The following is a 9811-nucleotide window of genomic DNA, read 5'->3' as shown; positions in this document are numbered from 1 at the left end:
GCCACCGACCGGACCGGCACGGACCGGACCGACACCGACCCGGCCGCCACCGACAGGACCGACCAGACCGATACCGACCCGGCCGACACCGACCGGACCGACACCGACCGGACCGACACCGACCGGACCGACCAGTCCGACGCCGACCCGGCCGACGCGGACAAGGCGGACGGCGACGACACGGTGCCCGGCGACCTGCCGCAGCACCTGCACGACGTCTTCCGCGACAGCGACGGCACCCCGGCCGGCCGGTCGTTCTTCGGCCCGGACGAGACCGCCATGCGCGACCTCGCCCGGCGCGTCCCGCACGATCCCGACACGTTCGTGGTCGACGGGCACGGCGACCGGGACGGGCTGCTGGTGAACGGGCGGCGGCTGAGCGCCGACGACCTGGCCGACCTGATCCGCAACGACCCGAACTGGGACGGCCGCCAGGTCATGCTGCTGTCCTGCCGGACCGGCGAGGGCGACTTCGCCGCGCAGCTCTCCCAGCGGCTCGGCGTGCCCGTGGTGGCCCCGCGCGGGCTGGCCTGGTCGGACGCCGACGGCAACGTCTACGCCTCGTCCGGCCACCCCGACGCCGACGGCCGGCAGCGGCCCACCTGGCCGCCGGACGGCGGCTGGGACGTGCACCGCCCGGACGGCACCGTCCTCGCGGGCGACGGCGCCCACCCGCCCGGCCGCACCCCGCCGCAGGACGCCGACGGCGGCCCGCCGCAGGACGCCGAGGCCCGCGGGATCCGCGACTGGCTGCGGCCCGAAGGCCGGACGCATGCCGACGGCGTCCACCGGTTCGACACCGACCGGCAGGGCGAGCGGTACGGAGAGAGCCGTCTCGGGCACGTCTTCCGGAGCCTGCCGGAGCCGCTGCGGCGCGCCGCCTGGTGGTACACGCGGCAGTCCATGCCGAACCGGTTCCTGCGGCCCGGCGGCCCGGACATCGGCACCCACCTGAACCGGCTCGCGTGGTCGGAGTGGTCCGCCCGGCAGCTGCACCACCTCAACGGCGGGCGGATGCCGTCCCGGATGGAGGAGATCGTCCGGCTGCGGAGCCGCACCGACCTCGACCCGCACCAGCGGCAGCTCGTGGACCGGCTGCTGGCGCCGCCGCTGACGTCGGTGACGGCGCGCCTGGAGCAGCTCACCGCCGACTTCCAGGAGCGGAACTGGCTGCGCCAGTACCTCGGTGAGGAGCCGACGGAGCAGGCGTTCTGGCGGCGCATGGCCGAACTGGACCAGGCGCTCCACCAGCCGCTGCCCGAGCCCGTCCAGGCGGTGCGCGGTCTCGACAACCTGAACTTCCTGATCGGACGGGACGGGCTGCCGCTCAACGGGCGCGACCCCGAGGTCCTGGTCGGCACGGTGCAGACCGAGGGCGCTCCCATGTCCACGTCGCTGGGGCGCAACCCGGCCGAGGTGGACGGGCAGTCGTTCGGCAACCGCGTCCACCTGGTGCTGCCCGCGGGCAGCCACGGGCTGTGGATGGGCAGCCGGAGCGCCTTCCCGGACCAGCGCGAGCTGATCCTGCCGCGCGGCACCCGGTACCAGATCACCAGCGTCGTGCACACCGGCTACGAGACGGTCACGCTCCGCGACGGAACCTCGGTGCGCCGGCCGACCTACGATGTAGAGGCCGTGGTCATCCCCCCGGGACCGCCTCCTCCGCCCAGGTCATGACCGTGATGGGCGGACGTCGACGTGAAAGGTGCGCGCGAGATGAGTGACCTGCCTCCCCCATGGGACCCGGGCGCTCCCGCCGGCGTGCCGGGGGCGCCGCCGGCGTTCCCGGACGTCCCGGAGCCGCCGGCCGCGGCCCCGTCGTACGCGCACTGGACCCGGGAACCGGTGATCTACTACTGGGTGCGGCTGCGCGGCCGGGTGATCGGCTGCCTGTGGGGGTCGACCGGCCGGCGGGCGGCCGGGTTCCTGCTGGCCCCTGACGTCTCGGAGGCGGAGATGTTCGCCGCCGACCGCTGGGAGGACCGGCTCGCCGAGGCGTACGCGGCGGACGTGCCCGCCGCCGAGGCAGTCCGGCGCTGGAAGGGCGCCGCCGAGGACCCGGTGGCCGGCGCGATCGCGGCGGACGAGCCCGAGCGGCAGGCCCCCGACCTGCGGGCCCTGCACCAGATCGTCGCGCCCGGCCACCCGGCGCCGGAGGGGCCGTCGGTGCAGGACGGCCGGTTCGAGGACGGGACGCCGGCCGACCGGTCGCAGGGGTTCGGGCCGCTGTTCAGCGTCCTGCCGCCGACCTACCCGGAGCTGACCGCCGCGCCCGTCCGGTACCTGCCCGTCACCCTCGACGGGACCGTCGTGGGCTTCGTGTGGGCGTCGGTGGACGGCCGGGCCGCCGGGTACCTGAGGCGGGAGCCGGCGGGCACGGCGGGCGAGGTCGCGGCCGGGCTCTGGAAGCTGCGGCTGAGCGACGCCCACCGGGAGGGCGTCCCGTCCCTGGAGGCGCTGCGGCGGTGCGCGCTCGCGCCCGCGGACCGGCTGTCGGGCGTCATCGGCCAGGACGCGCCCGTGCGGGAGCTGCCCGGCCTGGACGCGCTGCGCGAACTCGCGCGGCGGTGAGGGGGCGAAGTGGCCGAGAAGTATCCGCAGTACTACGCCTACGAGGGCAGACCCGTGGCGTTCGTCGAGGCGCCCGACGGCGGGCTGCTCGTCTGGGCGCTGTCCGGGCGGACCGGCGAGTTCACGCTCGACCGGTCGTACGTGGACAAGATCTGGTTCGGCACGACCGCCGACATCGACACGCTGACCCGCGACGAGTTCGTCCAGCGGGTCGAGGAGTACCGGGGCCGGCGGCTGCGCGGTGACGGCCCGGCGTACGCGCTCTACGAGACCATCAACGGCCTCGAGGACGCGTCGCGCGCCGAGGCCCGCGACCTCACGCCCGAGGAGCGGGCCCTCATCCGCACGCTGCGCCTCCGCGTCCACGACCTGTTCGAGGCGGAGCTGCGCGAGCAGGGACGCCAGGGGACGCCAGCGGATTCGTAATGGCCCCTGAAACGCTCCCCGAGGTCCCGCAGGACGAGCACGCCCTCGTCGGGCGGCTCTACCCCGAAAGCGCCTGGACGTTCGTCTGGGCGCGCCGGGTCCTGCGCGACCTCGTCGGCGACCGGGTCTCGCGGTTCCTGGTGGGGCGGATCGAGCCCGGCCACTGGTCGGTGTTGCGCGGGGACGACGCCTGGCTGGCCATGAGGTGCGCGGAGGCGGATGGAGGCGGCGAGGCGAGGCCGTCCCACACGGCGTCCTTCGACTCGGCCGGGGACGCGGTGGCGTACGCGGCGGCAGGGCTGGTCGTCGACGCGAAGGTGACCGTCCACGAGGACCTCCTGCGGTTCCAGGGCGTCCTCGGCGAGTCCTGGGACGGTGCCGCGGGACGCCTCGTCCTGAGCCTGACGGACGAGGGCGAACGCCTTGTGGAGGCGGCCCGCGACGAGACGCGAACCCGCTACGGGACGTCCTTCCTCCCTCTCGGGCCGGTGATCGAACGCCCGAGGGGGTACCAGGTGATCCCTCGCGGACCGCGTCCGGACGGCGGCCCCTTCATCGCCGAGCACGACCTGTTCACCGCGCACGTCCGGGCCCGCCTCCCCGGCGAGTTCGGCGCGAGCACCGGGGAGGAACTCCCGGCGGACACCCTCCTGGACACCTACGCCCCCGCCGCCGACGAGCCCTGCCTGTTCACCCTGGAGACGCCGTTCGAGCGCCGCGGGCTGCCGGGGACGGGCGCCTGGCACGAGCGCAGGTTCTACGTCGTGCGGCGCCCCCTCACGGTGTACGCGGGGTTCCCGGTCCGGGAGACCACCGTTCCCGCGCGCGGCACGGGCCCCTCGGACGCGGGCCGGGGCTATCTCCTGCCGCGTCCGATCGGCGCGCTGGTCGACGGCGGCGACATCGCCCGGATCTCCGAGGCGGAGACGCTGCGCCGCTACCGCGAGCAGCGCGAGTCGCGGCAGCGGCGGGACGGCTGAACCCATCCGGCGAGGAGGTGAGAGAGTGCTGAGCACGGCTGAACAGGACGCGCGGCTGGACGCGATCGCGTCCCTGCTCGCGCGGCTTGCGCCCGACGGCGCGGAATCCCTGGAGTTCGCCTACCGCGCGGTGGGTTCCTCCTCCTTCGAGCACGCCGGCCTCCCCTTCACCGCGCGGAACATCGAGTCGCTCCTCCCGTCCTCGGGCGTCTACCCGCTGGTCCGCGAACTCCGCTCGCTGATGCACGTCGACGGCGAGGGCACCTGGCTGGAGATGCACCTCAAGCTCCGCCTCCGGGCCGGCACCGCTCCCGAGTGGGAGGTCCGGTTCAGGAGCGTGGACGAGATCACGTTCATGGACGACGTGCCCCCGGCCGCCGCCGCCGAGGAGCTGCGGACGTTCCCGCAGGCGCCCCACCGCGTCCCGGAGTGGATGGCGGAACTGGCGGCCGTCCAGGACGCGGCGGACCGCTTCGCCCCGGACGCCTTCTCCCCCCAGCCCGAACCCGACCTGGTGGCGGCCCTGCCCGACGGTCTCTCCGGGCTGTTCGACGCGGCCCGTGCCAGGCTGCGCGACCAGTTGCCCGAAGGCCCGGCGGGCCGGTTCCTGGTCGGCGAGCTCGCCGACGGCTGCTGGTCGGTCCTCCACCTGGCGCCCGCGTGGCTCGCCGCGCGCATGGACGGCGACGCCTGCGTCGAGCAGCGGGCCTTCACCGACCCTGCGGCGGCCGTGGCGTTCGCGGCGGGTGCCGTGCTCGCCGAGGCCGGCGCGGAAGTGAACTCCTCGGTGCTGCGGGGCGCCGGCGTCCTGAACCGGACCACCGACCGCCGCAACGGCGTCGACGCCTGGCGGCTCACGTCCGGGGACGGGAACGGGGCCCGGCAGCTCCGGCGCTCGATCGCCGCCGAACGCCCGCGCGGCGCAGACGTCCGGGAACGCCGCTTCTTCGCGCTGTCACCGCTCGACAACAGGCCGGGCGGGTACTTCGTCGTCCAGCCCGGCCAGGTGCCCGCCGAAGGCGACTTCGTCAGCACCCACCAGATCTTCGAATGGCACATCGGGAGCTCGCTCCCCAAGGCCGGCGCGCCGGAGCCCTCCCCGGTCGAGGACGTGGTGCTGGAACCCGGCACCGAACTCGACACCTACGACTTCACCAGCACCGGCAGGCTGTTCACCATCGGCACCCCGTTCGAGTGGCGGCAGCTGGACGGCTACCCCGAGGACGTCCCGCACCGCTTCTTCCGGGTGCTGCGGCCCCTCAGCGCGACGCCCCTCCCCCTCAGCGGCCGGACGCTCTACCGTCCCGGGGACCGGGGCCCCAAGCGGCTGCCGGACGCGCGCGGCCGGGGGTTCGGCCTCCCGCACTCGATCATCGACCATGTGGAGGCCGGCGATCTGACCGAGATCAGCGGCCCCGGCGGCGACCCCGTCCCGCTGCAAGACGACTGGGACGCGAACGGATAGCCGGTGGGCACGAGACCAATAGACTTGCGCGACGAAGAGAGGAGCAGCGACGCGATGACCCAGCCCCCCGCCGAGGTTCCGGTGCCGCCGCAGGGACCGCGGCCGTACGACCGGCAGCGCTACGAAGAGCTGACGCAGCGGCTCGGCATGGCCCTGCTGCAGGTCGCCCCCGCCGGCTGGCGCCGCATCGACCTGCGGATCCTCATGCTCGCCGGCGTCACCGACCTCCGGCTCTCGGTGATCATGCCGGACGGCTCCTCGCCCGCCGCCGACCCGCCCCGCGAATGCGCGCAGATCGCCGCGGAGCTGCGGTCCATGATGTACCGGACCGGCGAGGGCACCTGGTTCGGGATGCGGTTCATGATGGACCCGCCGAGCGCCTACTGGGTCAGCTTCAACGCCGACTTCGACCCCGGCTGGGACCCGCCGGCCGCGCCCGAGGAATGGGCCCGCGACCTCGCCCTGTTCCCCCGCGACGACGAGCACGTCCCCGGCTGGCTGCGCGAGCGCCTCGACCGGACCGCGGGCGCGCACGGCGGATGACTCCCAGGCCAGCCCCCGGACGGACGGAAAGAGGTAAGTCGTGAGCGAGAACGGGTCGCTGAACCCCGCCGAGCAGAACGACCTGCTCCAGCAGATCACCCTGCTGCTGACGCACACCCTGCCCCCCGGGTGGGGGGAATGCACGGTCGTGCACCGCTCGCTCGGGCGGCACACCGAGACCCTGGGGCAGCTGAGCCTGGTCACCGGGCCGGGCCTGCCCGCCCCCTTCGACGTGCCCGCCGCGCTCGGCGAGCTGTTCGAGCGGCTGCGCGCCGGCATGTACGCGCCCGGCCTCGGCACCTGGTTCACCGCCACCTTCACGCTGACGTTCCCGTTCTCGTACGACGTCCGGTACGACCGCGACGGCGAGCCGCGCTGGCAGTCCGCGCCGCCGCCGGACGCCGCCGAGGCCGAGCTCCGCAGGTTCCCGCGCGACGCCGAGCACGTCCCCGCCTGGCTGGCCGCCCCGCCGGCGCAGGGCATGCGCATCGCCCGCCCCTTCGACGGCACCGCCCCCGACGGGCGGCCCGAGGTGCGGCGGCCCGACGTCCCCGGCGCCGAGCGCGAGGCGATGGTCCGCTACCTGGAGCAGGCCCCGATCGTGCTGGCGGCCCGCAGCTACGACAGCGACGCCCTCGACCCCGGCCACGCGCGGAACGTCCCGCTGACCTACCACACCGACGGCACCTGGATCTGGCCCGGCGCCGTCGGCTACTACCTGCGCGCCCACGGCGTCCCGCCGGAGCCCGAGCTCGCCGCCCACATCCGGCGGACCGGGTTCACGGTCCCGGACGTCGCCGACGGCGTCCGCTCCGCCGCGGTCGCGGCCATCACCGGCTCGGAGTCGTCATGAACAACGTCCCGCCGCAGAGCGGCGCCAGCGGACCGCCGGTGCCCGCCTACCAGCCGCCCGAGGGCTACGCCACCTCGACGCGTCACCCCGTCGTCCACCTCCCGGTGATGCTGAACGGCCTGCACGTCGGCTACCTGTGGGCCGGGACGGACGACCGGTCCGCCGGGTTCGTCCGGCGCAAGGAGACCCTGCGGCAGGCCTACGAGGCCCCGCTCGTCTGGTCGCAGCGGCTGCGCGAGGCCCACGCGGCGGGCCTGCCCGCCCGCGAGGCGATCCGCCAGTGGATCGGCCGCCCCGAGGACCCGCGCGGCGGCGGCGTCCCCGCCGGCGCCCGCGAGGAGGTCGCCGACGGCAAGCAGGACGTGCTCCGCCTCGCCGACCCCGGCGCCGAGCCCTCCCCCTGGGAGTCGGTGCGCCCTGGCGAGTTCCCCGACGGCACCCCGATGGACCGGTCGCAGGGCTGGGGCGGGCTGCACTTCGAACTGCCGCCCGGCTACGACCTGACCACCGACGGCCCCGTCCGCTACCTGCCGGTCGTCAAGGACGACGTCGTCCTCGGCTACCTCTGGCAGGGCGGCACCGCAGCCCTGTTCCTGCCCCGCGCCGACGCGGCAGCCCTCGGCAGCGACGCCATGGGCGCCTGGGTGCAGCGGCTCCGCGACCTCTACGCGCAGCACGTCCCCGCGCCGGAGGTGCTCGCCCGCTGCCGCGCCATGCCCGCCGACCCCGTCGCGGGCGGCGTGCCGGCGGACGCGACCGAGCAGGAGGCACCGAGCCTCCAGCGGCTCCGCGACCTCGCCGACGTCCACGAGCAGTCGCTGCGGCTGGCGAACAACCCGGTCCCGGGCGACCCGGAGATCATGAAGCGCCCCGCCCTGGACCCGGCCGAGCGCGACGTGGTCCTGCGCTACCTTCGCGAGGCCCCGGTCGTGTACGACAGCGGCCGCCTGTTCACCGACGCTTTCGACCCCGCGCGCCCCGCCAACATCCCCGACACCTACCAGACGGACGGCACCTGGGTCTGGCTCGGCGGCGTCCCCCACCACCTGGAGCACCACAACATCCCGCCAGAGCCCGACCTCCTGCGCCACATCCGGGACAACAACGCCCAGCTCCCAGCGGATGACCCGACCACCCGCGAGCGCGCCAAGCAGACCCTCCGCTGGCACCGCATCCTCGTCCCGCCCCCCGCGTAGGACGCGCTAGCCCGCCTTGCTCCGCACAATCTCCTGCGCCGCCCGCCGCAACCCCATCTGAATGACCGCATAGGCGACAAAGGAACAAAGCGCCGCAAGGAAGACGACCACCACGGCGGTCTCCGGCAGGAGCCCGAACGGAGTGCACAGCAGCAAGAGCGCCCCGAGCACGAGAAGCGCATTCCCCGTGCGCACCCGCTCCCGCTGCGGCAACTCTTCATAAGGCACCTTCACGCTGCGGGAAACCGTGTAATTTCCCACGCCTTTGCGAGTACACACTCCCGCGGCAACGCAGGCGAGCCCCAGCAGCCCGTACGCCACGGCCCCGATGATCACAGGCACAATCGAACCTCTCCAGAACCATTCCGCCACCTGGGCCGCCAGAGTATCCCTCGAACCGACATCCTCCGCAGTTTCCGCTCTGCCGAAGAGGGATTTTTCGTCGTCCGATATGTGGCCGCATGGAACCGGTCAAGTCGGCGCTGAAGCACGACGAGCCTGTTAGCAGGCCACCCGCACCGTTTCGCCGACAACCACCGAACCAACCTTTCCAAAGAATCGCCCACGAGGGGCGATACCGCCACTACAGTGGCCGGAATCGTTGACCACCTGTTTCGAGCACGCTCAACACACCGTCGCGGACGACCGGGGAGACCCATGATGTTCAGCGCCAACGACTTCGACATGGACCGTCTCGCCGAGGACGCACGGCACCACATGGCGAAGACAGCGGCGATCACGGACCGGCCGACGGAACTCACCGCTGAATAAGCCGGACGAAGTGAACCCCGCCCTGCTCTTCGCCGAAGTGCAGATCTCGACGTCACGGCGCATCGCTATGGCCGTCCTGCTGCTGGCCCTGGTCGTGATGTTCCTGCTCGGCATCTGCGCCTATCAGGGGCGCTGGCGGTCCTGGCACGGCAACCCGTTCTTCAAGTGGCCGTACTCGCCGCTCGCCTGCACCTGGGGCGCAGGGTCGGTACTGCTGCTCGTGACGGTGACCGGCCTCAGCGCGATCGTGCCGGGCATCCCCGCCATGCTGGTCTTCGCCCTGGCGATCCCGGCCGTCCTCGGCCTGGCGGTGGCCGTCGTGTACGTGCATCCGCCCCGATGGATGCTGCCCGACTGGGTCCGGTGGCGCGAAGGGGACGAGGCGGTCACCGAACGGCCCGCGTGCTTCGAGGTGCACCGGCATTCTAGGGTCAACAAGATCATGCGAGTCGTCACCAACGATGACCGGGTGGACCTTTGACGACCGGGTGGACCTTTGACGCTCCCCGGAGCACCGCCCCCGCTCCGGCGGTGACCTGATACCAGGCAGCCGGTCAGTCGAACGGGTCTTTCCCCGCCTGGCGGACCGTGTTGATCAGTACCAGTACGCCCGCGCCAAGACCGAGGCAGATCGACACCAGCATCACGGTGCCGGTCACCCCGCCCGACCTGTCCAGAGCGAACATGATCAAGAACAGACCCATGAAGAAGTTGGAGACGGCGACGTACTGCAAGCCCTCGAGTTCCGCGCCGCGCCCAGCCCGGAACAGGCAGGTGCCGCAGCAGATCAGGCCGAGCACGATCAGGCCGGCCCCGACCGCCAGTTCCACATTCTTCATGCGCCTTTACTCCGCATGCCGCCATCCGATGAGGGGATCGGTCCGGCGACGACCGGACCGCCATCACAGTCCACACGTCCTGACAAGTGTTCTGACTGTTGCGCGGTACGTACGGTAACAGGGCGCCGAACCCGTGTCATCAAGTATGCGAACAGGGGCGGGTGGGC

General features: G+C 73.3%; 11 protein-coding genes. 9 read left to right on the top strand and 2 right to left on the bottom strand.

Features of this window, described 5'->3' with window-relative positions; all coding sequences use genetic code 11:
• From ETD96_RS33800 to ETD96_RS33765, 8 genes are all read left to right on the top strand, one after another.
• Positions 1-1677 (top strand): ADP-ribosyltransferase (locus ETD96_RS33800; protein WP_205719580.1); only part of this gene is annotated, 1677 nt, incomplete at its 5' end.
• Between the two features lie 39 nt (positions 1678-1716).
• Complete coding sequence (locus tag ETD96_RS33795) at positions 1717-2571, top strand: hypothetical protein (RefSeq protein WP_138640552.1); 855 nt, start codon at positions 1717-1719, stop codon at positions 2569-2571.
• A gap of 9 nt (positions 2572-2580) precedes the next feature.
• Entirely contained in the window at positions 2581-2997 is a 417-nt protein-coding gene (locus ETD96_RS33790) for a hypothetical protein (protein ID WP_138640551.1), read from the top strand.
• A complete protein-coding gene (locus ETD96_RS33785) occupies positions 2997-3977 on the top strand; it encodes a hypothetical protein (RefSeq protein ID WP_138640550.1) in 981 nt (326 codons plus the stop codon). The genes ETD96_RS33790 and ETD96_RS33785 overlap by 1 nt, the downstream gene beginning before the upstream one ends.
• A 25-nt stretch (positions 3978-4002) precedes the next feature.
• Entirely contained in the window at positions 4003-5442 is a 1440-nt protein-coding gene (locus tag ETD96_RS33780; protein ID WP_138640549.1) for a hypothetical protein, read from the top strand.
• 54 nt (positions 5443-5496) lie between these two features.
• Positions 5497-5985, top strand: coding sequence for a hypothetical protein (locus ETD96_RS33775; RefSeq protein ID WP_138640548.1), 489 nt, complete (start codon positions 5497-5499; stop codon positions 5983-5985).
• Positions 5986-6025: 40 nt separating this feature from the next.
• The gene (locus tag ETD96_RS33770; protein ID WP_138640547.1) at positions 6026-6838 is read left to right on the top strand and encodes a hypothetical protein; all 813 of its coding nucleotides are present in this window, start codon (positions 6026-6028) and stop codon (positions 6836-6838) included.
• On the top strand, positions 6835-8034 hold the full coding sequence (locus tag ETD96_RS33765) for a hypothetical protein (RefSeq protein ID WP_138640546.1): 1200 nt from the start codon (positions 6835-6837) through the stop codon (positions 8032-8034). Before ETD96_RS33770 ends, ETD96_RS33765 begins: the two co-directional genes overlap by 4 nt.
• Positions 8035-8040: 6 nt before the next feature.
• On the opposite strand, the gene ETD96_RS33760 is transcribed toward ETD96_RS33765, so the two are convergent.
• Positions 8041-8355 carry a hypothetical protein gene (locus tag ETD96_RS33760; protein WP_138640545.1) on the bottom strand — a complete coding sequence of 105 codons (315 nt, stop codon included), beginning with the start codon at positions 8353-8355 and terminating at the stop codon, positions 8041-8043.
• 460 nt (positions 8356-8815) lie between these two features.
• Here ETD96_RS33760 and ETD96_RS33755 point away from each other — a divergent pair, with 460 nt between their 5' ends.
• Complete coding sequence (locus tag ETD96_RS33755) at positions 8816-9286, top strand: hypothetical protein (protein ID WP_138640544.1); 471 nt, start codon at positions 8816-8818, stop codon at positions 9284-9286.
• Positions 9287-9359: 73 nt separating this feature from the next.
• On the opposite strand, the gene ETD96_RS33750 is transcribed toward ETD96_RS33755, so the two are convergent.
• Positions 9360-9644 (bottom strand): hypothetical protein, encoded by a 285-nt coding sequence (locus ETD96_RS33750; protein WP_138640543.1) that lies wholly within the window; start codon positions 9642-9644, stop codon positions 9360-9362.
• Positions 9645-9811 lie beyond the last annotated feature (167 nt).

Source organism: Actinomadura geliboluensis (assembly GCF_005889745.1).
GTDB lineage: Bacteria > Actinomycetota > Actinomycetes > Streptosporangiales > Streptosporangiaceae > Spirillospora > Spirillospora geliboluensis.
The sequence above is the reverse complement of the archived record's forward strand: the minus strand, read 5'-3'. Positions and strand labels throughout refer to the sequence as shown.